The organism is Kitasatospora sp. NPDC057198 (assembly GCF_042670125.1).
GTDB lineage: Bacteria > Actinomycetota > Actinomycetes > Streptomycetales > Streptomycetaceae > Kitasatospora.
Genome location: NZ_JBHUWH010000827.1, coordinates 1 through 1717, shown reverse-complemented (window position 1 = coordinate 1717; position 1717 = coordinate 1). Strand labels below are relative to the sequence as shown.

The following is a 1717-nucleotide window of genomic DNA, read 5'->3' as shown; positions in this document are numbered from 1 at the left end:
GCCCCCGGCCTCCCCGCCGGGGGCACCGCGCTGACGAGCCGTGAGGTACGGAACGGGTACGCTGGCACGCCCGACGAAGGGCGGGGCGTACGGTGTGTCCACGACCCGGCGAGGAGAGACGGCATGGTTGCGAACTTCCCCGAGACAGCCATCAGCACCGAACGGCTGCTGCTGCGCTCCCTTGAGGAGCAGGACGCCCCCGGGCTGGCCGCCATGCTCGGCGACGAACTCGTCCAGACCTGGACCGGCCACCCACGCCCCTACCGCCAGGACGACGCCCACCGGCTGATCACCCGACACGCCCCCGAACGGCGCGCCCGGGGACGCGGAATCGTTTTCGCCGTCACCGAGCACCTCACCCAGCGGCTGGTCGGCCTGCTCGAACTCGACCGCACCGACTGGCACCTGCGCGCCACCGAGGTCCGCTTCGTCACCGCCCCCTGGGCCCGCGGCGAGGGCTACGCCCCCGAGGCCGTCCTCGGCACCGCCCAGTGGCTGTTCGAGGACCGCGGCTTCCAGCGCCTCGAACTGCGCACCGCCGCCGGCAACACCGCCGCCCAGCAGGTCGCCCAGAAGACCGGCGCGATCAGCGAGGGCGTGCTGCGCAACGCCGCGATAGTCCGCGGCGGCGAGTGGGGGCCCGGCCCCGAGGAGCACACCGACCTGATCGTGTGGAGCCTGCTCCCCGAGGACCTCGACCCGCCCGAACCCGTCCACCCCGACGACCGCTACCACGCCCTGCGCCGCTGAACCCGCGCATCGTGCGCCCGTTGTTCACCACCCGGCGCGCGCCACGACTCTGCACCACCCCGGCCAAGCGGTAGCCTCTGCCCAGGGAGCGTCCACGGCGCACCCCACCAGGGGCGGAACGACGGCGTAGGGAGAACAGCCGCAGATGGCTGACCGGATCACGGTCATCGGGTGGGACGGCACCCCGCTGACCCAGGCCGCCGCCGGAGCACTCGCCGGAGCCACCCTGGTCGCCGGGGCGGCCTACCAGCTCGCCGCCCTCCCCGTCCCCGAACGCGCCGAACGCATCGGCCTCGCCGACCTGCGGGCCGCCGCCCGGAAGATAGCCGACCACCGCGGCACCGCCGTCGTCGTCGCCGAGGGCGACCCCGGCTTCTTCGGCGTCGTGCGCACCCTGCGCCGCCCCGAGTACGGCCTCGAACTCGAAGTCCTGCCCGCCGTCTCCTCGGTGGCCACCGCCTTCGCCCGAGCCGGCATGGCCTGGGAGGACGCCCAGGTGGTCTCCGCCCACGGCGGCCGCCTGCGCCGCGCCGCCAACGTCTGCCGCGCCCACCCCAAGGTCGCCGTCCTCACCACCGGCGGCGCCGGGCCCAGCGAACTCGCCCTGATGCTCCACGGCGTGCCCCGCACCTTCGTGGTCTGCGAGGCGCTCGGCACCCCCGAGGAGGACGTCACCGTCCTCACCTCCGAACGCGTCCCCGACCACGACTGGCGCGACCCCTCGGTCGTCCTGGTCATCGGCAACGTCCCGCCCGCCGAGGCCGCCTCCGGCTGGCTGGCCGGCAAACCCCTCGACCACCCCGGCACCCAGCGCGGCTGGGCGCTCCCCAACCGGGCGTACGCCGGAGCGGGCGCCGACGGCAGGCGCCCCCGCGCACTACCGCCGCACGTCCGCGCGCTGGCGCTGGCCCGGCTCGCCCCCGCCCCCGGCGACCTGCTGTGGACCGTCGGCGCCGGGGACGGCGCG

General features: G+C 75.7%; 2 protein-coding genes. Both read left to right on the top strand.

Features of this window, described 5'->3' with window-relative positions:
- The first annotated feature begins 123 nt into the window (after positions 1–123).
- Positions 124–750 carry a GNAT family N-acetyltransferase gene (locus tag ACFUEL_RS39400; RefSeq protein ID WP_380242995.1) on the top strand — a complete coding sequence of 209 codons (627 nt, stop codon included), beginning with the start codon at positions 124–126 and terminating at the stop codon, positions 748–750.
- A 145-nt stretch (positions 751–895) separates the two neighbouring features.
- Positions 896–1717 (top strand): precorrin-6y C5,15-methyltransferase (decarboxylating) subunit CbiE (cbiE, locus tag ACFUEL_RS39395; RefSeq protein WP_380242993.1); only part of this gene is annotated, 822 nt, incomplete at its 3' end.